Source organism: Brackiella oedipodis DSM 13743 (assembly GCF_000621025.1).
GTDB classification, from domain to species: Bacteria; Pseudomonadota; Gammaproteobacteria; order Burkholderiales; family Burkholderiaceae_B; genus Oligella; species Oligella oedipodis.
In genome coordinates this window covers 178,717-201,954 of sequence record NZ_KK211205.1, presented here as the reverse complement: position 1 = coordinate 201,954, position 23,238 = coordinate 178,717, and the positions used below count along the sequence as shown (strand labels likewise).

Annotated in this window: 18 protein-coding genes; 3 read left to right on the top strand and 15 right to left on the bottom strand. The window is 47.1% G+C overall.

The genetic code is table 11. The features are described from left to right. Positions 1-8 precede the first annotated feature (8 nt). From Q335_RS09175 to rfbC, 7 genes are all read right to left on the bottom strand, one after another. Positions 9-830 (bottom strand): ABC transporter ATP-binding protein, encoded by an 822-nt coding sequence (locus Q335_RS09175; protein ID WP_084493538.1) that lies wholly within the window; start codon positions 828-830, stop codon positions 9-11. 4 nt (positions 831-834) lie between these two features. Beyond that, complete coding sequence (locus Q335_RS0104200) at positions 835-1,623, bottom strand: ABC transporter permease (protein WP_038369375.1); 789 nt, start codon at positions 1,621-1,623, stop codon at positions 835-837. 153 nt (positions 1,624-1,776) lie between these two features. Next, positions 1,777-2,670: a glycosyltransferase gene (locus Q335_RS0104195; protein WP_211248243.1), complete on the bottom strand. Its 894-nt coding sequence runs from the start codon at positions 2,668-2,670 to the stop codon at positions 1,777-1,779. A gap of 31 nt (positions 2,671-2,701) precedes the next feature. Beyond that, a complete protein-coding gene (locus tag Q335_RS0104190; RefSeq protein ID WP_169733495.1) occupies positions 2,702-4,723 on the bottom strand; it encodes a rhamnan synthesis F family protein in 2,022 nt (673 codons plus the stop codon). A 54-nt stretch (positions 4,724-4,777) separates the two neighbouring features. Further along, positions 4,778-6,604, bottom strand: coding sequence for a glycosyltransferase family 2 protein (locus Q335_RS09170; protein ID WP_051532286.1), 1,827 nt, complete (start codon positions 6,602-6,604; stop codon positions 4,778-4,780). A gap of 12 nt (positions 6,605-6,616) precedes the next feature. After that, the gene (rfbD, locus tag Q335_RS0104180; RefSeq protein WP_028357570.1) at positions 6,617-7,489 is read right to left on the bottom strand and encodes a dTDP-4-dehydrorhamnose reductase; all 873 of its coding nucleotides are present in this window, start codon (positions 7,487-7,489) and stop codon (positions 6,617-6,619) included. Positions 7,490-7,525: 36 nt separating this feature from the next. Then, entirely contained in the window at positions 7,526-8,065 is a 540-nt protein-coding gene (gene rfbC / locus Q335_RS0104175) for a dTDP-4-dehydrorhamnose 3,5-epimerase (RefSeq protein WP_028357569.1), read from the bottom strand. Between the two features lie 188 nt (positions 8,066-8,253). Between rfbC and rfbB the strand changes: the two genes are divergently transcribed. Continuing rightward, positions 8,254-9,321 carry a dTDP-glucose 4,6-dehydratase gene (gene rfbB / locus Q335_RS0104170; protein ID WP_028357568.1) on the top strand — a complete coding sequence of 356 codons (1,068 nt, stop codon included), beginning with the start codon at positions 8,254-8,256 and terminating at the stop codon, positions 9,319-9,321. 43 nt (positions 9,322-9,364) lie between these two features. Then, the gene (gene rfbA, locus Q335_RS0104165) at positions 9,365-10,237 is read left to right on the top strand and encodes a glucose-1-phosphate thymidylyltransferase RfbA (RefSeq protein ID WP_028357567.1); all 873 of its coding nucleotides are present in this window, start codon (positions 9,365-9,367) and stop codon (positions 10,235-10,237) included. Positions 10,238-10,334: 97 nt separating this feature from the next. Here rfbA and Q335_RS0104160 read toward each other — a convergent pair whose 3' ends face one another. The 3 genes from Q335_RS0104160 to Q335_RS0104150 form a co-directional block, all read right to left on the bottom strand. Further along, a complete protein-coding gene (locus tag Q335_RS0104160; RefSeq protein ID WP_038369372.1) occupies positions 10,335-11,483 on the bottom strand; it encodes a glycosyltransferase family 4 protein in 1,149 nt (382 codons plus the stop codon). Between the two features lie 83 nt (positions 11,484-11,566). Continuing rightward, positions 11,567-12,847 (bottom strand): sugar transferase, encoded by a 1,281-nt coding sequence (locus Q335_RS0104155; RefSeq protein ID WP_028357565.1) that lies wholly within the window; start codon positions 12,845-12,847, stop codon positions 11,567-11,569. A gap of 23 nt (positions 12,848-12,870) precedes the next feature. Further along, positions 12,871-14,256: an O-antigen ligase family protein gene (locus tag Q335_RS0104150; RefSeq protein ID WP_028357564.1), complete on the bottom strand. Its 1,386-nt coding sequence runs from the start codon at positions 14,254-14,256 to the stop codon at positions 12,871-12,873. A gap of 100 nt (positions 14,257-14,356) precedes the next feature. Between Q335_RS0104150 and mnmM the strand changes: the two genes are divergently transcribed. After that, entirely contained in the window at positions 14,357-14,941 is a 585-nt protein-coding gene (gene mnmM, locus Q335_RS0104145) for a tRNA 5-(aminomethyl)-2-thiouridylate-methyltransferase MnmM (protein ID WP_038369371.1), read from the top strand. Between the two features lie 74 nt (positions 14,942-15,015). Here mnmM and ubiM read toward each other — a convergent pair whose 3' ends face one another. From ubiM to Q335_RS0104120, 5 genes are all read right to left on the bottom strand, one after another. After that, complete coding sequence (gene ubiM, locus Q335_RS0104140) at positions 15,016-16,206, bottom strand: 5-demethoxyubiquinol-8 5-hydroxylase UbiM (RefSeq protein WP_028357562.1); 1,191 nt, start codon at positions 16,204-16,206, stop codon at positions 15,016-15,018. A gap of 182 nt (positions 16,207-16,388) precedes the next feature. Further along, positions 16,389-18,461, bottom strand: a complete 2,073-nt coding sequence (locus Q335_RS0104135; protein ID WP_028357561.1) for a UvrD-helicase domain-containing protein — start codon at positions 18,459-18,461, stop codon at positions 16,389-16,391. A gap of 15 nt (positions 18,462-18,476) precedes the next feature. Continuing rightward, positions 18,477-20,648 carry a primosomal protein N' gene (locus Q335_RS0104130; protein ID WP_051532285.1) on the bottom strand — a complete coding sequence of 724 codons (2,172 nt, stop codon included), beginning with the start codon at positions 20,646-20,648 and terminating at the stop codon, positions 18,477-18,479. 5 nt (positions 20,649-20,653) lie between these two features. Then, positions 20,654-21,724: a uroporphyrinogen decarboxylase gene (hemE, locus tag Q335_RS0104125; RefSeq protein ID WP_028357559.1), complete on the bottom strand. Its 1,071-nt coding sequence runs from the start codon at positions 21,722-21,724 to the stop codon at positions 20,654-20,656. Positions 21,725-22,006: 282 nt separating this feature from the next. Continuing rightward, positions 22,007-22,771, bottom strand: a complete 765-nt coding sequence (locus Q335_RS0104120) for a helix-turn-helix domain-containing protein (protein ID WP_028357558.1) — start codon at positions 22,769-22,771, stop codon at positions 22,007-22,009. Between the last annotated feature and the right edge of the window lie 467 nt (positions 22,772-23,238).

Genomic DNA, 23,238 nt, shown 5'->3' with positions numbered 1-23,238 from the left:
TATCGGCCCTACTCAGTGGCGGCTAACAATTCCTTCTGTTCTTGTTTAGTTTCTTGTAAGGCTTTTTGGATTTTGTCTGCTTTTTCTTTTTTGCGAGCGGCGCGCAGCTCAGGCGTTACTTCTTGAATACTTTTGATTTCGCCATGTTCTAAGAAGATCACCTTATTACATGTATCGTAAATTTTGTCGATATCATGATCCGCAATCACCAGAATTGAGGAGCGATCCACCATGTTCTTGAGACGGTCGGCTGCTTTTTTCTTGAAGCTCTCATCCCCTACGGATAACCATTCGTCCATAAGAATAATATCGGCGTCAAAACTGGTCACAATCGAAAACGCGAGACGTAAATTCATACCGCTAGAATACGTTCGAATGGGCATGTTTAGGTATTCGCCTAATTCACTAAATTCTGCGATCTCATTGACGCGAGGGGCGATTTGACTCGGCGAATAGCCTAATAACACGCCGCGTAACATAATATTTTCAAAGCCAGTGAACTCACCATCCATACCCACATTGATGTCTAGCAATGACACCACTCGGCCCTCGATGTCGACCTCACCACCTGACGGAGAATAGGCGCCCGACATAACACGCAACAAGGTCGATTTACCTGCACCGTTATGGCCATACAAGCCGACACGATCACCTTTTTTGAGGTTGAGATTAATGCCGTTGAGTGACTTAATGAGCACCTTATTACCAGCAGAACTGGCAATCCGCCCTCCCGTGGCCATATTAATAAGCTTGTTTTTGATAGAGCGATTTGAAGAGTTATAAATCGGAAACTCTACCGATACGTTTTGTAAGTCTATTTTTACAGTCATAGTATTAGAGCCAATAAGAAATTCGACTACGGGTTTTGCTAAGTAACCAATAGGCTAAATAGCCAATGAGAATGCAGACACCGATGGAATACCACCAGTTAAGCGCACTTGGATATTCGTCTAATAAAGGCTTGCGCACAAGATCTAAGAGATTAGCCGCCGGGTTTAGGTCGACCACCCAACGAACTTTTTCTGGAAGAATGCTTGGTTTCCAAAGAATTGGCGTTAGGAAGTAAGCAATTGTCACCACGTTTTCAATGATAGGCACAAGATCGCGATAACGAGTACATAAAATAGCCACAATGAGAGAGACCAGGTAAGTAGCCACGATCAAAATAGCCGCGCCAGGTAAAGCAATGAGCGCTTTCCAGGTCCATTCGGCATTGGAATAAAAGACCACCGCCACAATAATCACTAAGTTATGCGCCAAAATAATGACGTTACGAGACATGATGCGCAAGATATAACTCGGATACGGCAGCCGGTGCTGCTTAATGACGTTTTCGAATAGACTAAAGCCACGGGCAGCCTCGTTGAGTTGCGTGGCGATCAAGACCCAAATAATATTACCGATGGCAAAATGCGGTAAGTAGTCACGCGTATCCATCTGGAAGATGGTTGACCACAAGACCCCCATGGTAAGAATAAATACCGCCGTACTAATGGTAATCCAGAACGGCCCCAAAAATGAACGGCGATAACGTTGTTTGATGTCGAACCAGGCCAGCAAGAACCACTGGTGGGGATGCTTGATCGCATACCAAAACTCTTCGAGTGTTGTCTTAAAAAACATGTGTATTTTTACCTAATAAAAGCCTGATCTGCTTACAAAGCAGTCGTGGAGCAAAACGGGCTAACCTGTTAGCAGCTGCTTATTTTAACGCAAACTAAAAAAAGCGTGCTTTTAAGTTTTATTTTCATTTTAAAACGCCTCGGCCAGCCCAAGTTATAAACGATTTCTCAACACATAACTTAAGGTGGTCAAGCCGCCCAAGCAATGTTGATGATAAAGTCCCGCTTGACGCATTAATTGTAGTCGTTGCCAAAGATTAGCCGAACGCATCGCTTTAAAGCATTGTAATTGCTCAGCAGCGCGTGGACTCATATGCTCGCGTACTTGTTCAAGTACGTGAATATTGATACTGTTCCATTCTCGACTTCGACCCTGATGAACCGCCAGAAAGTTTTTGATACGGCGCTGTAAAGCCATGCCGTTGCCCACCACGTTTTGTGAATGCTGACGATAAAGCACCGTCGGGTGACTATCAAAATAAACAGCACCCTCACAAGCCGTGACAATTTGATAGAGCGACCAGTCATGAAACACCATAGGCACATGACACGCCTGCACAAACAAGTGACGCGCCGCTTTATTAAAGACCATGGTATTACCACTGGCGATATTCTGAATTAAGGCATTGCCAAAACCAGGCGCTTTGGTGTTGTTAGGCGAATAGCCCGTCACGACATTATGCTCATTAATCAACTGGGTGCGCGAACAATAAAGTGCCGGTTTTGTACGATCTTGTTGCTCGAGCCATGCGACAGCACGTGTCAATTTATCGCTACAAAAAATATCGTCTTGATCGGCAAAAGCATAATAGTCAGCCTCTATTTGTGGCAATGAGGTCAGGCTCTGAAAATTTTTGGCAAAGCCTTGTTTTGGACCCTGCACCACCTCGCCTACCACCTGATGACGGCGCATGAAATCCTGCACCTGCTCGACCGTCTGATCGCTTGAACCGTCGTCTGAAACCCATAGACTCCAATGGTTGTTATTTTGGGCGGCAAAGGAGTCTAATTGCGCTTGGATAAATTCTGCACCATTATAAGTGCACATTAAAATGGCTACGGAAGGCGTCTCTATCATGCTATGCCTGAGAATGGTCTGTTGCTGTCGTGGCCGCCGGCGCTTGATCGCGGCTGGCGTGCTCTAGAATGGGGCTTAAACCGTCCAATATATATTGCGCCACTTCATAGTGGCTAACAAAATCGGGTAAGACTTGCCGGATGGCTTTGACACGGCCAATGTAAAACAACATGCCACTGCGTAAATTACTAGAAATATCGTATGTCTTTAGATTGGGCTGAGCTTGCAAATAACTAAGGGTCTCTCGGATAGCGCGTTTCAGCCGTTTGAGTTCAGGGCTATCGTCCATATGGATCTGGTGTAACTCAGCCACTGATAAATGGGGAGCTTGCTCTGCTAATTCATGTGTTACGCAAGCGGCAGGCCCCAAAATATTAAAGCCTAAATACCATGGATGCGGTGCATACAAGCTTAGTTGTTCTGCCTTGAATTCAGCGATTTGATTAAAGTTATGTTGAATCAAAATTCCTAGGGTCAGCTCGGCTTCTACATCGTCGAGTTCTGTCACATAACGACTGACCCGGCCATAATCTGAAAGCGTAGGCGCTAAATGGCTGCCCTTAAGAATATGAAAACTCTTGATATTGAATTGGCTATAAGGCAGATGAACATCCAGGTATTCATCATCACCAAATACTAACAACTGCTCAGTACTGACTTGCTGCTGTTGGCATACTGTTTGAAAAATGGCGCCTGATGCTTTGGCGCTACCGTCGGCAGGCTCCACAAATAGCTGTTCCCAGCCCTTGACGCCCAAGCGTTTGAGAAGTGCCTCAATCTGCGCTTGTGCACAATCGCTATCGGCGATGAGCACCACCTTTTTGCCAGCCTCTTTGGCCATATGCATAAGCTTATGCACGTCTTCATTCAGACTCCAGACATCCAGCACATGCTCGGCACCGACTTGCGCCTTAATGTGCGCTTCAGTCGATTGCATAAAGGCGGTATTGAGTAACGTATTAAAGACATCGACCACAATCACTTGAAAGCGCTTTTTATTGATCAAACGCTGATAGTGTTGATAACTACGATGCAAATAAAATTGATCAAAACGGAAGTAATTCCATGCTGGAAATTGCGTATCTTTGAGAACAATGGTCTGATAGCCTTGAGCATCTGGCACGATGCCAATTAAACGCTCCAATGTATGACCGAGTGTGCCGTCTTTTTGAGCGTCTTCATCGGGAAAATCTTGCAGCTGCAAATTGAGGTCAAAAATCGGTTTGAGTGCTTGCGTGCGTGCCCAAAACATGGAACCCGCCGGGAAATATAAATAACCGTGAGGCATTGGCAGGTTCATTCGACCTAAAAGACGTTGTGCTTCGGCCTGATTGCCTAACCAAGTTAAGGGCAAATAAGACAAGCTAATGAAAGGCTGTGGATAGACAATCCCGAGTTTAGGATTATGGATAAATTGCTCAAAAATACGACTGATATTGGCACGACTACCAAATAAGGCATTCAGTAAATACTCCCGCCAACCCGCTGAAATTCCTTGGTGATGCAAGGATTTTTTGCTTTGTAAATGAGCAATATAATCGTATTGGCTTAAAGCCTTACCAAAGTGCGCAAACATCGGCGCAATATCTCTGCCAATATTAGGCACAATATCAACGTATAAGTGTTTGATTTGCACAATGCTTTGGAATTTTTCTTGGCATTGTTGCTTGGCCTCGGTATCAGTGACCGAGACATAAAGATCCGCCTCGAACGGAATCTCTTTGATTTGCTGCACAAACTCATCGAGCAAATCAACATAAAAGATATGGCAGTGGATGGCCACTCGGCCAGGGTGACTGGGGCTCGGCGCGCTGGCGTCAGTCACCGTTTGATCGTAAGTGGCGAGCTCTTGCCCCGTCAATAAAGCGACATTCCCATTTTGATAATTATAGGGGGAAGGATTGGGGTTCTCTTCCTGCGCAATATGCGGCAGAATGAAGATCTGATTGAGACGAGTGCGAGTAACAAACTCAAGTGCCGCTTTTTTTTGTGGATCTGGTAATTTATAGTATAGTTTTTTCAAAAAGCTCTTCATCGCGTCTACCCCAATAATTAATAGCTCAGCTCGACCTAAGCGCTAAGCAATTTCAAAACTCGCCTGGGTTGGCTGTAAATTAGGACTAAAAAATGGATCGAACCCTTTAAAGCTAGGATGAGCCGCCAACAACGCTTGCTCTAAGTCGCTTTGTGCAGGGTCAAATACACGGCTAGACTTTGGCGCTATGGCCATCAAGGCCTCTCGGGTTTGAATCATACTATTAAAATAGCCTTGCTCGTAAAGCTTAAACCCCAAATCGATACTACTTAGTTCCGTATCTTGTTGATGAGCCGCTGCATCAAGAGCCGGCCAGGTACATGTCAGTCCTTGGTTTTGTTGCAATAAGGTCTTTTTGAGCATGAAACAAGCCGCACTCACAGCCAAGTAGTTACATTCTATTAGGTTGCGCAACATATAACCATAGGCATTTTTGTGCATACTTGCAAAAGCATGATGTAGACCGTCTTTTAGACTCAAAATCCCGGCACTGACCATGAGGTCCGTGTCTGCCTGCACGAGCTTAATGCCCACCACACCGCTATGCGGCAAGCTGGCATAGCCAGCCATGCGCACTAAAGCATCCTCTTGGGGCAGCTGCACCTGCGGCGCAATAAAGCCGATCAAATCACCTTGGGCTTGCAAAGCCGCGGCTTGGCGCAATTGACTAAAAGTCGGTGTTGTCTCAGCCAATACCAACCAGCGTACCGACGCATGCTCAGCCTTGTCAGTTTGCAATTCAGGGTGGGACTGCAAATACTGTGCACTGCTGACTACGATGACATCTATCGGCAATTCAGATCGTGCATTAGCCAGTACAGAGGTCACGCATGGCGCAATGCATTGCGGTGTTTGTTGGGCTTCATCGGCCACCACAATCACTGTCAATCGCTGCGGCGTCGTCAGTAAATAATTAACACTAAAATAGCCTTTGAATCCAGGCAGTGGCTCTATCTGCGCTTGCAGTTGGCGTCGCTCTAAGGCGCTAAGGCGTACTGCCTGTGCCGCTTCAAGCACATAGGGCTTGGCCTCGAGTGAACTCGAGGTTGAGCTAGGGATTTGATTCCAGTGGTAGAGAACCTTAGGGAGATGGACGATTTTTTGGGCTTGTTCGGTCACACGCAAAACAAAGTCCCAATCCTGGGCGCCATTAAACGCTGAGCGAAAGCCTATTTGTTGGGCTAATGCGCGCTGTACGCAACACACATGACCGGTATACATGTAGCTCATGAGCGTATCAGGCGACCAATCGGGCTTAAAATGCGGCTCGATAAAGGTTTGCTTAGCCGTTTGTTTATCTTCATCACTATAAATAAATTCCGGCTCACCCTGCTCATGAATACATCGGGCCAATTCAAATAAGCAATCCGCCGTCAGACTATCATCGTGGTCTAACAACACAATATAATCACCCTGGGCCGCTTTGAGACCCGCATTGCTTGCCCCAGAAATGCCTTGATTCTCGGGTAAATTCAGCGCCAGAATTTGCGTTTGTGATTGCGCCAACTCTTGCAACAGCGCTTGGATCTGTGGGTCTGGACTACAATCATTGACCAAGATTAATTGCCAATCGCGATACCATTGCGCTTGCACTGAGGCCACCATGGCCTTGAAAACGTCCAGAGGTGGATTGTAGACAGGCACAATAATAGAAAATACAGGTCGCTTAGGCCAGGACTGCACAATGGTCGCCAAATCCTGAGGGGCGGTGGCGGCCACAAATTGATAGGATTTTTTTTGGATACCCAACGCTGATCCCATCCCCATACGATTGGCAAAGCGCACCAGCTTGGCTTGCTGTGTATTTGATAAGCGATGAAAGGCTTTTTGTGCGAAGGCGCGCAGTTTTTGTTTGAGGCTTTGGGTCATAGCGTCGTATCTTTAGTCCTGATAAGGTGCTAGGTGCGCAAGCACACGTCGCCAATTAGAAGGGGGGATCGCAAATTCAGCCTGAATTTTTTGGCAATCCAGACGCGAATTGAGGGGGCGTTGAGCCGGAGTCGGATATTCGGTCGTAGGAATGCGCTTAATCTGTGGAGCCTGAGCGATAAGTTTTTGTTGCATGGCCGCGTCAAAAATTTCTTGAGCAAAATCGGCCCATGTGACATAGGGAGCGCCACTATAGTGATAAATACCCCAAGCGCTTGAACCTTTGTGGGCCAGCTGACGCGCGATCGTTAGTAGTGCTTGCGCAATATCGGCGGCATAGGTCGGGCTGCCGTGCTGATCGGCGACGATGTTAAGTTGCTCTTTGCTCGCCAACCGTAACATGGTTTTGACAAAATTATGTCCATGCTCCCCAAAAACCCAGGCGGTGCGCAAAATAATGTGCTGTTCACAATGACGCGCGATGGCCTCTTCGCCCGCTAATTTACTTTTGCCATACACACCCGTGGGGCCTACGGCATCCGTCTCCTTATACGGCGCTGTGTGATGGCCATCAAAGACATAATCGGTTGATATATGCAATAACGCCGCACCTACCGTCTGACAGGCCTTGGCTAAATACTCGGGCGCTTGCGCATTAATCGCATAGGCGAGTTCCGGTTCGCTTTCGGCCTTGTCGACAGCCGTATAAGCCGCGGCATTGATGATAAAGTTAGGTCGTAGGCTTTGCACCACCTCTTGGACATGAGCGGCTTGGGTAATATCCAATTCTTGGCGACTCAATGCAATTAATTCTGCATCAGTGGCTGTTAATCGACTGAATTCTTGACCGACTTGTCCTGCCGCACCGGTGATTAGAATTTTCATGGGGTTCCTTACGCTCGCAAAAATGACAAGTCTGTGCTAGCCGGCAAATAATTCTTGCCACGTTTTGCCCTTAAGATCTTTTTCGGAAAGAATGGGCTCTTGGATTGGCCAATCAATATTAAGGCTAGGATCATTCCACAATAAGCTAGCTTCAAATTCGGGATGATAATAATCCGTACATTTGTACTCAAAATCTGCCACTTCAGAAAGCACCACGAAACCGTGAGCTAAACCCGGTGGTATCCAAAACTGTTGCTTATTGTCAGCAGACAAAATCACACCTGCCCATTGTTTGAAGGTAGGAGAATCGGGTCGAATATCGACCGCCACATCAAACACCTCACCCTGTACAACGCGAACCAGCTTGCCTTGGGCATGCTGAGTCTGAAAATGCAAACCGCGTAGCACCCCTTGGCGCGAACGTGAGTGATTATCTTGCACAAAATCGTAAGTGATCCCTAATGCCTCTTGATAACGTTTTTTTTGGAAAGTTTCTAGAAAAAAACCACGCTCGTCGCCAAATACTTTGGGTTGGATAATTTTGACATCATGAATCTTGGTATCGATTATCTGCATGATAGGTAAACCTTGGGTGCTGAAAGGGTAGGACGAAATTAGAATAGCTCAAGCGCTCGTGACAGCAACCGCGCCAATTAACGCTTGGCAGCAGCTGAGAACTCTGTAAATTATAAACCTTTACTATAATAGATGTTTAGTTTATAGCAAACCCAATCATTTGTAGAATCACGATCACAAGGTCCAGAATGAACATACTAGTTACGGGCGGTGCGGGCTTTATTGGCTCGGCTGTCGTGCGCTTATTGATCAATCATACCGAGCATCATGTCTTGGTCTTAGATAAATTAACCTATGCCGGTAATCTCGACTCGCTCGAACCCGTCAGCCAGAGTGAGCGTTTTGAATTTTCCCAAACCGATATCTGTGATAGCGCCGCTGTCAGGGCAATTTTGGCGCGTTTTCAGCCACAAGCCATTATGCATTTAGCGGCAGAAAGTCATGTTGATCGCTCCATTGATGGACCGGGTGAGTTTATTCAAACCAATATTGTCGGTACCTATACCCTGCTAGAAGCTGCCCGTCAGTATTACAAACAATTAGATGCTGAGCAGCAAGCACAGTTTCGTTTTCATCATATTTCTACAGACGAAGTCTACGGTGATCTGGATGACAATAGCGATGCGCTCTTTACCGAGACTACGCCTTATGCGCCTAGCAGCCCATACTCAGCCTCTAAAGCATCAAGTGATCATTTAGTGCGTGCCTGGCATCGCACCTTTGGTTTGCCCGTCTTGATCACTAACTGCTCCAACAATTACGGTCCCTATCACTTTCCAGAAAAACTCATTCCGCTAATGATTCTTAATGCCTTAGCCGGCAAGCCTCTCCCTGTCTACGGTCAGGGTTTGCAAATTCGCGATTGGTTATTTGTCGAAGACCATGCACGCGCACTATATACTGTTGTCACCAAAGGCGAAATCGGTCAAACCTATAATATCGGCGGCCACAATGAGAAGAAAAATATTGAGGTGGTACGTACTATTTGCACTATCTTAGACGAGATCGTACCCCAAAAGCCCAATGGTTTGGCATCGTTTAGTGAGTTAATTACTTTTGTCACCGATAGACCAGGTCATGATATGCGTTATGCGATCGATGCCAGCAAAATCCAACGTGAATTGGGCTGGACTCCCCAAGAAACATTTGAAAGCGGAATTCGTAAAACCGTAAAATGGTATCTGGATAACAAAGCGTGGTGGCAACGAGTCCTAGATGGCTCTTATGCAGGTGAGCGTCTCGGCTTGCAATCGTAAGAGCAGTGCCATCGCCATTACCGAGTAGCAATAAGGAAACTATATGAAAGGCATAGTCTTAGCGGGTGGATCTGGTACGCGCCTCTACCCTATTACGCGCGGCGTTTCTAAACAATTATTACCGATATACGATAAACCGATGATTTATTATCCATTATCGATCTTAATGTTGGCTGGCATCCGTGAAATTATGATTATTACTACCCCCGAAGACAACGAAGCCTTTAAACGCTTATTGGGTGATGGTTCACAATTCGGGATTGAACTCAGTTATGCCATTCAACCGTCACCCGACGGCCTGGCTCAAGCCTTTATTATTGGTGAAGATTTTATCCAGGGTGATCGTTGTGCGCTCGTGCTAGGCGATAATATCTTTTTTGGCCAAAGCTTTGGCCAAAAACTCAAAAGCGCCGGTCAGGCGAGTAATGCCACTATTTTTGGTTATCAAGTCGTGGATCCTGAGCGCTTTGGTGTGGTCGAGTTTGATGATCATTTCAGAGCCCTCTCCATCGAAGAAAAACCCGCACATCCTAAATCTAATTGGGCCGTGACGGGCTTGTATTTTTATGATCAAGACGTGGTCAAAATGGCCAAAGAAGTCAAACCTTCAGCCCGTGGTGAACTCGAGATTACGACACTCAACGAGATGTACCTCAAGGCGGGTAAACTCAATGTTGAGCTGCTCGGACGGGGCTTTGCTTGGCTCGATACCGGCACCCATGACAGCCTCATAGAAGCTTCCCAATTTATTCATACCATCGAAAAACGTCAGGGTATGAAGGTGGCCTGCCTCGAAGAAATTGCCTGGCGTTTGGGATGGTTAAGCGATGAACAAGTGCTCGCTGAAGCCAACAAAATGAAAAAAAACGATTACGGTCAATACCTCATTCGCCTCATCAATCAGCAACGCAAATAAGCGACTCACGCTTTTGCTAGCGTAATGCGCGTAAAAATCACCAAAAAGCCGCTGAATCCAACAGCGGCTTTTTGTTTGGGCTCGGCTTAAAACCACACTAATGATTGTTGGGCTGGGTCCTAGCCCTTAGGACCAGTTCATAAATGCCAAGGGTTTTGTGGAGCATTTGCTCAAAACTAAACGCTTGCTCAAATTTAAGACGTGCCTGCACTCCCATACGATGCCGTAGGCGCTCATCACAAATCATTTCTTGAAAATAGCGCTGCATACCGTTTAGATCGTTGTTATCTAATAAAAAGCCTTGCTGACCTGTGGTTATTTGTTCGCGTATACCGCCCACATCGGAGGCCATTATAGGCAGACCAGCACGCATCGCTTCTAGGATGCTGATGGGGAGGCCTTCCCAATTAGTTGTCAGAACAAAGACATCAGCTCGTGCTAACCGTTGTGCTACGTCATCACAACGACCCGCAAATGTCACCTGCGGCGCTAAACCCACCGCTTGAGCTTGTTGCTTCACCTTATCTAAGGTAGGTCCGTCACCAATAAAGCAAAGATGCCAGGGTAATTGTTTCAGAGAGGCCAAAACCTGCAGTGCCAGGGCTTGATTTTTTTGCTGGTCAAAGCGAGCCACCATAATGAGTTTAACGCTGGAATCCTCATCGTCTACCCGCTGATTTATGGCACTTGACGCTTTGTCAGATGGGGCTAAATCATGGATGCCATTATGGACCGTAGTGATGTTTTGGGGCGCAATAATGTGGCATTTAAGCCCTAATTCACGGTCATAGTCTGAGACGGTAATAATATGATCTGTGTAAGCCCCAAGAGTGCGCTCTAAGATTTGATAAAAGCGTTTTTTGGTGCTACCGCTGACCCCTTCCGTAAAGGCCCAACCATGCACTGTAAAAATAACAGGCAAGCCCACACTTTTGGCGGCTAAACGCCCTAAAATTCCGGCTTTTGAAGAATGAGCATGAACCAAATCAGGCTTTAAGCGCTTTAGGACGCGGCGCAATTCTAACAAGGCTTGGAGGTCTTGCCAGGGTTTAATAGGCCGTACTAAGTGCTTAAGAGAGATCACCTGTAAACCCTGTTGTCTAAATTTTTGGCTGACCTCGCCTTCACCCCCAATTAACACCGTCACTTCATGACCCGCGTCTTGCATACCCACAGCAAGGTCTAATAAATGAATATTAGCGCCTCCAATCACATCTGAGCGAGTAATGACATAAACAATTTTCATAGCATGACAATTAATTGAAATGGCGTACAGACCTCGCGACTAGCCCTTAACGGTGACAAAAGTCGCCGCATGACTGGCATGCCTCAGCGAGCGCCGAAGCCTGTCAGCATAGTTTTAATGGTTTTAAAAATGATTAATAAATCAAGCCATAAAGAGAAGTTTTTAATGTAATAAAAATCATGTTCGATTTTTATTTGGGTATCATCCACGTCTGCCGTATAACCTTGCGTGACTTGAGCCCAGCCAGAAATACCAGGACGTACAATATGGCGGTAATTATAGAAGGGAATTTGTTCTTCAAAGGCATCCACAAAGATTTTTTGTTCGGGCCGCGGGCCAATTAAGCTCATATCCCCCTTTAGCACGTTGACGAACTGTGGTAATTCGTCTATGCGCATTTTACGGATAAATTTGCCCACACGGGTGACGCGACTGTCATTGCTCTGCGCAAATTGCGCACCTTCGGCTTCGGAGTTCAATGCCATGCTTCTGAATTTATAGATACGAAATTCCTTACACCCCTTACCGACACGATTTTGGGTAAACAATACCGGCCCCGAGCTCTCGCAACGAATGGCAATAGCGGTAATGATAAGGATAGGAATCACTAGCGGTGCCGAAACAATGACTAAGAACAAATCGATAAGCCGCTTCAGCGTGGAGTACACCGCCGAAGGTAGCAAAGAACCAAGCTCATTTTCGTACATGTGACGAATACGCACTCGTCCAGTTAGCGATTCCTCGACCTGTTTGGCGTTGTACACAGGGATGCCACTCAAGACGCAATGGGCTAAGAACTTTTGCCAATTTTCGTCCAGCTGCTCGGAATGTAAATCCGCCACAATCATATCGATACGGGTATCGCATAATAATGCCGGTTGACGCAATGGATACCAAAGTGCGTTCCCCGTGTTGAGTAGATTTTGGGCATAACCAAAAGGCGCCACCGCGATTTTTGGGATAAACCAGCGGCGCCCAAAAAAATGTCCAAAAAACGCATACACCACTGCTATCGCTAGACAAATAGCAATATACACTGTGGAGTAATTCAGACGTGTAATAAAAAACAAGGCCAGCAATAAGGTATACCAAACCACTACGGGGGTCATGATAAACCCATAACCTCGATTACCCGGGAACTGAAAGATATGTCTGAGGGTGATCAAAATACCCATATTGCAGATCACCACCCCCACTACAGAATTAAGTCGGGTATGACTTGGATGTTCATAAAAATTCAGCCCCCACAATAAGACCGCGGGCAATAAAGCACATACGACTGTCGCAATCAAGATTTGCACCGTAGTGCTAAAAAAGACGCGTTCATACCATTTGGAATGGCGTTTTTGTGAAGTTAAGTCCATGCCTTAATTTATTGACCTTCGCATTAATAAGTGGAGGGTTGGGTTTTATTGAGTAATTGCTGTAACAAACGTTTTTTATCATTATAAACAGCCCGCAAATTGTATTTTTGGACCAATATAAAAAAGATCACAATCATTTCGGTATAAAAACTCACGGTGCGCATGCCACGGAACATCAGCTCAAAAAAGCCCGCCATCGAAAAGCCTACACAAAAGGCCAGCCCCATCGCCGCAAAAACGCGGGCACGGCGGGAGCGCGCACGCAACAATTGCACTAAAAAGTACAGCGCTGGTACAGCACAGAGCATCAACTGACCAATCAAACCAAACAGCCCAAAACTACTGACGGCTTTAAGATAATCGTTATGAGGCTCGCCCCAGTTGTCGGCGACAAATTGATTGACCTCGTGACGCGGCACATAATAATCTTTGAGCTCTTGCTGATATTGGCGATCGGCTCCCGTGCCAAAAATCGGATAACGTTTCCAGATATCCAGTGCAGAATGCCACAGCTGAAAGCGAATACAAATAGAGGATAAAGTCGTAGGCGCTTGTTGGCATTGCACGGTTTCTTGCTGAACCAATTCCAGCCGATCCCGAAAGCCATGCATACTAAAGGCTAATACGGCCGCTAAGCCACATACCAGTAGGGCGACCAAGACGATGCGCCACCAATGCTTGCGCCCCCACCACAAAAACAAACCAATCAATAAGAGCACAGGCATTAGCAATAAGCCTGTGCGCGTTTGAGTCAAAAAATACGCATAGAAACCGCAAAGCGCGATCAGCAGTTTGATGATAAATTCGGTCCAGCGGTAAACGCTTAATTGAATACCGAGGGAATAGAGCGCGCAAAAACTCAATACTAAAACGATAATGCCATAGGAAACCGCATTGTAATTGTAGTCACCCGTCTCGGGCCGCAGATTAAAATCAGGCCAAATCAGATAAATCATCCACCCTAGCGCAAATAACAGCGCAATAGGCATGCCCCAAATAACTTGTTGAATTCGGCTCGCAGGCAAGTAGCGTAAGCCCATATAGAGCAGTGGTAAGCCCAACGAATAGCGCGCGGTTCGCTCGATTTCTGAACCATGAAAAAAGACCCCGCTACCGATTTTGGCGATGATGACGGTGAGCAGATATAGGCTGGCACAGAACCAGAATAGTTTATGTTGTCCGAACCGCAACTCAGGCAAGAGCGGTAGGCGTTGAAATTTGGCATAACCCCATATCATCGCCGCCAGCACCAGGCTGACATAAAACATAAGACTGGGTAGCGCTGGCAGGCTTAAAGAGGCTAAGGGCATCAGTCCTATGCTGAGCAAGAAAATCGCAGATAACCCCCATGGCACTTGCTGCTCTGGCTCATGTGGATAATTTTCAATGTCTGCGATATACGTACCCATGTACTGCCTTTCTGTCACTTAAATAATCAGTGTTTACGCCTATTTAGTAAGACTCAATTGTATACTAGTTGATTATGGCTTTGATAGAGAGCAGCGCTTGATGCCCCAGCAATCCGTCCCCCGAATTTTAGAATTTGTTCATGATTTACTGCAGCGCTGTGTGCAAGCAGGCGACACGGTCATCGATGCCACGATGGGCAATGGCCATGACACCTTGGCCTTAGCACAGCATGTAGGTAGCACGGGGCAAGTCATTAGCTTTGATATTCAGCCCCAAGCCCTAGCCAATACCCTAGGCTTGCTGCAGCAAGCCGGGCTCGAAGCCAACGTACAACTGCGCTTAGAGAGTCACGAACACCTGGCACAGAACTTAAGTCCAGAGTTACATGGGGCAATCAAGCTAGTGATCTTTAATTTAGGCTATTTACCAGGTGCCGATAAGCGCATCACTACACGAGTAGACACCACGCTTACTGCTTTGGAGCAAGCACTCAGTGTCTTGCGTCCACAGGGACTTTTGATTGTCGTTGTCTATCCTGGCCATGCCCAGGGGCTTGAGGAGCACCAGGCGCTAACGACTTGGGTCAAAGCGCTAGATAGCCAATACTATATTGCGGCGCATTATGGTTTACTTAACCTAGCCTTACGCGCACCCTATGTATTGGCCATAGAAAAAATCAAATAAGCCGTAAGCCACACCAAGAAGGATAAGCAACCTTTATCAGACAAGCCGTCGACACAAGCCCCAACTGACAAGCGCTAGCCGGTTAATTGACGGCTAATCAGAAATTTCACAGGCGCCATATTATTACTCAAGCGCACGACCGCTTTACGCAAGAAGCGCGCTGGCGAGGTTTCGTTGGTAAAGAGCTTAACAACCACATTAGTGCCGTGATACATAATACGTGTATGGGCTTGGTGGCGCAGATTATAGCGCTGCAATAATGTGCTATTACCGATGTCTTGACCAGCGGCCGCGGCTTCGAGCACTAAGTTACCCAAGATGTGAGCGCTCTCTAAGCCCAAATTAAAGCCGTGTGCGGTCACGGGGTGCATACCGACAGCAGCATCGCCAATCAAGGCGCTACGATGACTACAAAAACTGCGCGCATGCACGCCCACTAAGGGATAACTGTGAATATCGCTCAGCACCTTCATGTCGCCCAAGCGATTCTTGAGCAAGGACTGCATATGCGCTGCTAATTGTTCACGATTAAGGTCCAGCAACTCATGCGTGCGGTTAGCATCGATAGTGACCACGCAATTGGTCATGTGTTGACCCAAAGGTAGACAGGCCAGGGTACTGCCATAAAAGAAACATTCGGTCGCCGTTAAACCATTAGATTTCGTGTGCTCCGTGCGAAACACCATCACCGTCCGACCAAAATCATGCATATCGCAAGAAATGCCAAGTTGTCGGCGTGTATTCGAAAAACGGCTATCGGCGGCGACCAGTAATTGTGCAGTCATTTCGGTGCCGTCTTGTAATTTAACGATAGGCAAATGGCCATCGTTACTCGCACTTTCTACGCCTATACCGGTGACAAAGTGAATATTAGAAAAGGCTTGACAGGCTTCGTAGGCACTGCGGCGAATATTATGATTAGAAATCAAATAGCCTAATGTGTCAGCTGGCTTGCCTCTAGCCGTGTGCGGTTGCGGAAAATGCAAGGTGTAATCGGAGCGACCATTTAGCACTTTGGCTTCTTTAAGTAAGTAAATCTCGTCTTCGGGGATTTTGGACCACATATCTAAGTGCTGCATAATTTCCTTAGATAAGTGGGTTAAGGCAATTTCACGACCGTCGTAAGGAGGATTAGCGAGTACCTCCTTCGAGCTTTTTTCTATGATGGCGATTTTTTTGCCACTAGGGGCGATTTTGCGGGCAAAGCTCAGTCCAGCTGGACCAGCGCCAATAATCACAACATCGTATTGCTCTGAAATAGACATACCATCACCTTCTTTTTTGGGAATCAACTCGCTAAGCTGAGCCGTCAAATCAAGCCCCAGCCTTCACTTAGTAAATAGTATTATGATAATGCAAAATACCCCTGTGCTAAAGCTTGGCACCGCCCTTTACTGCATTTACAAGGACTTATTTGGTATTTATCAAGATCAGAGAATTAGGGGTATCAATGGTCTTTTTCACGAAGCATTTCTTTGAGACGCGCGATACGCTCTTTGGGACTCATATGCTGAAAAGGATCGGCTTTGCTATTGATTTCTTCGAGACCCATTTCTGCAATAAAACGGGAACGTTCTCGAATGATTTGTTCGCGCGCCCGCTTACGTTTTTGGCACCAGGTTACCGTTAGATGCTGTCTAGCGCGAGTGATGGCGACATACATCAAGCGCCGCTCTTCTTGCACGCGCTCGGCATAACTATCTTCCTCTTTGTTGGGATCGCCATACTCATCATCCTTGCCCAGATGCGGCAACAACCCCTCTTCGGCGCCAATTAAATGCACATAGTTATATTCCAAGCCCTTGGAGGCGTGAATAGTAGTGAGTTTAACCGCATCGCCCTCTTGCTCATCTTGCCGCTCCAGGCGAGTGATCAAGGCAATGTGCTGCACTAATTGCGCTACGTTTAAATTTTCTTCTTGGACTTTGCGTTTGAGCCATTGCCATAGCTCTTGGACATTTTGCCAGCGATTATTGGCCGACCGTTCTTCATGAACCTCATACAAGTAACGCTCATAGTCAATAAAACGCATAATTTCATCGAGTAGACTTTCAGGCGCCATTAACTCGGGCGTAAAGAGTTCATTACTGGCCAGCGCTTGACGCCCATTATCCGCTTGCCAGCGTAACCGTTCGAGCGCCTGAATAAAGCCTTGTAATAATTCGGCTTGTCGCTTACTTAATTGCGCTAAGAGTTCAGGATGCAGCGCGGCCTCAAACAGACTGGTTTCGTGGTACGCGGCAAATTCACCAATTTTGTGTAATGTCATTTGGCCAATGCCTCGTTTGGGCGTAGTGATGGCACGAATAAAAGCGGGATCATCCTCCTGATTCGCCAAAATCCGCAAATACGCCAACATATCGCGAATTTCAGCTTTTTCAAAAAAACTTTGGCCACCAGTCAACACGTAGGGAATGCGTAATTCCCTAAAGGCTTGCTCTAATGCTCTGGCTTGATGATTACTTCGATACAGAACGGCAAAATCTTGCCAATTCGCACGCCGCTCAAAGCGTGCCGCAGATATCCGCATGGCCACCGTTTCGGCTTCGGCAAGATCGTTTTCCATCACCATGACCTGAATTGGACTGCCTTGGCCTAACTCTGACCATAAGGTCTTACTGTAAAGATTGGGGTTTTTGGAGATGACATTATTCGCCGCGTGCAAAATACTACTGACAGAGCGATAGTTTTGCTCTAATTTAATGACCTTCAACGTGGGATAGTCTTGCGGTAAACGCGCTAGATTTTCGATCGTGGCACCGCGCCACGCGTATATCGCTTGATCATCATCGCCCACCGCTGTAAACATTTGGCGCAAACCACTTAATTGCTTGAGCCACTCATACTGACAGGTATTCGTATCTTGATACTCATCGACCAAGAGATAGCTAAAGCGTTGCTGCCAACGCTCCCTAACCTCGGTGTTTTCTTGCATCAATAAGACCGGCAACAAAATCAAATCATCAAAATCCACCGCTTGATAAGCCCTCAGCGTCGCTTCATAACTGCGATACAGCTGCGCCGCATCTTTTTCATCGGGCGTTTGTGCAATTTTTTCGGCCTGGGCTGGTAACAATAATTGATTTTTCCAAAGCGAAATCGTTTGCTGCACGCTTTTAATGCGTCCTCTATCGGTGGTACTCAACAGCTCCTGAATAATAGCGCCGGCATCGGTACTGTCTAAAATTGAGAAATTGCTTTTGAGTCCTAGGGCCTTGGCCTCTTGGCGTATAAAACGCACGCCCAGTGCATGAAAGGTACAAACGGTCAAGCCCTTGAGTAGGCTTTTGTCCACGAGGGGTTTAAGCCTCTCGGTCATTTCTTTAGCGGCCTTATTGGTAAAGGTCAGTGCACAGATTTTGTGCGAACGATAACCACAGTGATTAATTAAATAGGCGATTTTTTGGGTAATGACACGGGTTTTGCCACTACCTGCGCCGGCCAAGACAAGACAAGGGCCGTCTAAATATAAAACGGCTTGTTGCTGGGCGGGGTTAAGCCCTTGAACCAATAAGCTCATACAAAATTCAGTTAATTAGATTTCTTGGGGATCGATCTCGATCGTATATTTAATGCGCTCTTGTTTGGCCGCTTGACTGACTAGATCGAGCCAAACGTTTAGAAAGCCCTGCAGATGCGGTCGTTGCTCAGCTTCAATTAATAACTGAGCACGCTCGACGTTTTGTACACGCATAATCCGCAGCGGGATCGGATCGTATAAAGTCACTGCAAACGCTCGACATTCGGGGCTTTGCGCCAAGGCCTTAGTCTGCTGTAAAAAACCAATCGCCTGCTCGAGTTGCTTGGCTTGAGCCGTCAATAGAGCCTGAAAAGAATATGGCGGTAAGCCTGCTATCTTGCGATCCAGGAGGCTCTGATTGGCAAAAGTCTGAAAATCTTGCTGCACTAAGGTACGGTATAACATATGATCTGGCTGCTCAGTTTGCAATAACACTTTACCGCCAGGCAGATGACGACCCGCGCGGCCGGCAACTTGTAATAATTGCGCAAATAAGCGCTCGGGCGCCCGAAAGTCTGAGGCATATAAGCTATTGTCAGCATTGACAATGCAAACTAATTGCAAGCGCTTAAAGTCATGGCCTTTGGAGACCATTTGTGTGCCCACCAAAATATCAACCTCGCCATCGTGCACTTGCTGAAACAATCGTTGTGCCGAGCCCTTGCGGCGGGTATTATCCGCATCAATCCGCTGGATCCGCGCTTGCGGGAAGTACTGACCGAGAAACTCCTCAATTTTTTGTGTGCCTGTGCCCAACGGCCGGAGATCTTGATTACCACAATTTGGGCAACTACGGGGCACACGCGCTTGCCAACCACAGTGGTGACATTGCAATACATATTGATTATAGACCCGACGCTGCTGGGCTGTTTTGTGTAGCACCGTAGCCACCGAGCAACGTTGACATTGACTGGTCCAAGCACATGCCGGGCAATGCAACACGGGCGCGTAACCACGTCGATTAATAAACACTAAGGCCTGGTGCCCCTGATCCAGACAAGTTTTTAGCTGTTCGAGTGCTGGCTCGCTCAGACCTTCGATTAGTTTGCGCTGGCGACAATCGATAATCTCAAATTGCGGTTGATAGCCGCTCTTGACCGCTCGAGCGGGTAAGCTAAGCTTGCGATAACGGCCTTCTTGCACATGGTGCCAGGTTTCAAGGGACGGTGTGGCCGAGCCCAAGACCACAGGAATTTGCAACTGATGCCCGCGCCAAACGGCCAAATCTCGAGCCGAATACCGTAGTTTTTCCTGCTGTTTGTAGGAGCCATCATGCTCTTCATCTACGACAATCAAACCTAAATTTGTTAGAGGCGCAAAAATACCTAGTCGAGTGGCAAGAACAATTTGGGCTTGGCCAGTGTGGATCGCTAACCAATTCGTGAGCCGCTCGCCATCGGATAAATTACTATGCATGACCACAATAGCGCTCTCGTCAGGTAGGACATCGGCAAAACGTTGCTTGAGTTGTTGTTCAAATTGCGGCGTAAGATTAATTTCTGGTACCAGCATCAATACTTGTTGCTGCTGTTGAATAACACGGCGCATCAAGTGTAAATAAACTTCAGTCTTGCCACTTCCCGTTACACCATGCAATAACCAAGTCTGATACCCCGACTGGGCTTGAATTTGCGAGATCGCCTCTTGCTGGGCTGTATTAAGATCAAGCCATGATACGGTAGGACGAGGTTCTGCACCTGTTTGCGCAATTTCAAGGCCAACCTGAGCCTTTGTGCTCGTTTCGGTTGCGGCTGCCTTTGCAGCAGAACACTTATTTTTTTGGGCTTGTGCAGCTTTTTGCTGACGGGCTTGCAAGCGCGCTACTGGGCCGCCAGCGGCTTTGGCACTGGTGTACATGGCTGGTTTGCGCAGCATCACTGGCAGTGCTGACATCACCACCTCACCCAACGGTCGATGATAGTATTGGCTTGCAAATTTCGCTAAGTCTAGCCACTGTGCATCTAACGGTGGCACATCATCCATCACTTGTAATACCGTTTGGATTTTGGAGGTGTCGTAATCCGGCGACTCAGGCTTGTGAATCACCATGCCGATGGCTTGTTTGGCACCAAATTGCACCCTGACGCGCTGTCCAATCGCCACCTCCTGACCGGGAGCCAATTGATAATCAAATAAGCTCGGTAGCGGAACCTCAAGTGCGACTTGCAGCCAAACGGGATCGCCCATCGGATTTATTGATGAAACTGGCGGCTATAAGAATGGACTTCGTCGACCAACACCTGCACTTGCTCTGGATCGACAAATTGATTAATACCATGCCCTAGATTAAAGACATGACCGCCAGCACCGACCTGACCAAAATCATCGAGCACACGCCGCACTTCAGCACGCAGCGATTGCTCACTACCAAGTAAAGCCATAGGATCCAAATTGCCCTGTAAGGCAACCTTGTCTGCCGTCAGTTGGCGTGCTTTGGCAAGACTCATGGTCCAATCAAGACCAAGCGCATCCGCGCCCGATTTAGCCATATCCTCAATCCATAAGCCACCCCCTTTAGTGAAGAGAATAACGGGAATGGTTTGACCATTGTGCTGGCGTTCTAGTTGCTCCATCACCGCCCGCATATAAGCCAACGAAAACTCTTGATATACGCCATGGGCTAAAACGCCACCCCAGCTATCAAAAATCATCACGGCCTGCGCTCCAGCTTTGATTTGCTCGTTTAGATACAGGGCCGTGGTCTGTGCAGTGACATTGAGAATTTGATGCAGAAGTTGAGGCGTTTTGTAGAGCATGGCTTTGATAGTGCGATAGTCCTTCGATGACGCTCCCTCTACCATGTAGCAGGCGACGGTAAATGGACTACCCGCAAAACCAATCAAAGGGACTCTGCCATCCAGCTCGCGACGAATCATACTGACCGCATCAAATACATACTTCAGCTTGTTCATGTCTGGCACTTGTAACTGCGCGGCCGCCTGTGCCGTTTGGATCGGACGCTCAAACTGTGGCCCCTCACCCGTCACAAAATGCAAGCCTAGCCCCATGGCATCAGGAATCAATAAAATATCTGCAAATAAAATCGCCGCATCGAGAGCATAGCGATCGATGGGCTGGAGGGTGACTTCGGTCGCAAATTCAGGATGCTGAGCCAAGCCCATAAAAGAGCCTGCCTGAGCGCGAGTGGCTTTGTATTCTGGCAAATAACGACCGGCTTGACGCATCAACCAGACTGGCGTGTAAGGCACCGCTTGGCGTTGTAATGCTCTCAGAAAGACATCATTTTTAAGCTCGGCAGACATGAAACAATCCTCTAAATTTACTCATATTAAAGGCTGATTTTAACCGATCTGCGGCCGGTCTTTAGTAGGTTACGTCAAACACCCTAGATTGCCAGCTAGCCTATGTGGACGTACTCGTTCAGTCTTTATTAAGGCCTAACAGCGCCATTAATCATTCAAAAATAACAGTTTATTGCGCTAGTGACCTAAGCGGCACGACTCACTGAAAGCCAGCTGACACCTAAAGTCCTCGAAGCGACACTCCAAGCCTAGTCAAACCAACTCGAACAGCGTGGCCACCGACTACGCTTCATCTTTGTAGGCCTCCGCCTTGATATTGTATTTTTTCATGAGTTGCCAAAAAGCACGGCGATGCTTTTGGACATTTCGTGCTGCCAAGGCAATATTGCCATGACTGCGACGTAGGGCTTCGGCAATATAACGCTGCTCAAACTCGTTCACAATTTCTTGTTTAGCTGATTTAAACGTTTTGCGATGCCAGTCTGCGTATTTGAGGGTAAAGTAAGCACCTTGATGCTCTTGTAGTTGTGGTGCTTGAGCGGGTGTCAGCTCATAGTGTGCGGACGCCGCTGGTGTTAAACCGTAGGTGCCCAGCCGTGATTTCTTGGGGCCTGCATGCTGGCCGCTATGCCACTGTTGTTGCTGTTGGTGTTGATCGAGCGTCTGTAAAAGTCGTACTCGCATTTCTTGGTAAGCATTATGCATATCACAATAACCATGTAAACCCAAGCGCAATAAATCATAAACCGCAATGGGTGCGACTTGATTGGCGACGGCAAACATGGCGGTCGCTTTGAGGGGCGATTGCTGAGTGTGGCTGAGCATCAGCCGCGCCCACGGTAAGTCCTTGACCGTTAAAGGTAAAATCACGGCATCAAAACGCATCAGGAGCCACGACATATCTGCCACAATGTTCGGTTTAGCCTCCGGCTCTAATTGAAATAAGCTAAACTGCATTTTTTTAGTGGTGTGGCGCTCTAACCATGGATTGACCCAATCGAGTTGCGCGGCATTCGCAATGACCGCGGCTTCTAGGTAGTCTCTCATAACAGTCCCCTTAAATAATCAATTTTTATGAGTGCAGTCACTGTTATAAAGAGTTAATGGCTCCTATCGTATTGGAAGAAACCGAGATATGGCTATAACTTAAAAACAACAATTTAAGTAAAAACCGTTGTTTCAGGCGCAAATTTATAGGTATTTCATACTAAAACTAGACAAATTCAACTATAATGACGTGCCTATCAAATTGTCTTAATCGCGGCGGCGTGATTACTTTTAGGGGCACTCTCTAGAGAGCTTCTACGAGGTCAGGCAATTGCCCGCTATTTTTGCTTTTTTAACTTCTTAGCCTCCTCAAAATAAATTTTACTTTGAGCGAGAAGCCGCGCCAGATGGCGTTTGGCAGCCGTTTTTGGATGGCTGAATCAGCATGTAATCAGCCCTCAATAACTCTCATAAATTATGGCTTTGCTTTCTTAGCGCTCGCCAAAGCAGCATTCTAGCAGGCACCG